Genomic DNA, 444 nt, shown 5'->3' on the forward strand with positions numbered 1-444 from the left:
GTCGGGAAGCAGCACGTCGGCTTCCTCGGTGTCACGGCGATCCGCCTGGCGCTCCTGTAAACCGAAGGCCAGGGTCGGCTCGTCGACATCCGCCAGCCGCCCGCGAAAGAACGCTTCGTGCCCGGCCTCGCGTTCCGCTGACCGGGCCTGGGCGACCACGTTGCGATAGGGCACCGGCGCCGGCAATTGCTGTTGCTGGCCAAGCAGATGCGCCTGGATTTCCGCCATCAGTACTTGCGTCGATGTGGCGTCGTTCACCAGGTGATGGAAACGCAGCATGCCCACCCAACGGCGGTTCTGCGGGTCTTCGGCATAATCCAGGGCCATCAGCGGCGCCTTGCGCAAGTCCAGTGGCCGCTGGCGTTCGCGCAGTTGTTCGAGGATTGAATCGCCCTGGAGGGCCACCGATTGCACGTCCAGAATCGCCTTGCGCCACACCACTTG

General features: G+C 65.1%; 1 protein-coding gene. It reads right to left on the bottom strand.

The genetic code is table 11. The features are described 5' to 3' along the window. The coding region (locus HX846_RS36350) for a condensation domain-containing protein (protein ID WP_256740417.1) at nt 1–444 on the bottom strand (444 nt) is incomplete at both ends.

Source organism: Pseudomonas sp. K5002 (assembly GCF_013386655.1).
GTDB lineage: Bacteria > Pseudomonadota > Gammaproteobacteria > Pseudomonadales > Pseudomonadaceae > Aquipseudomonas.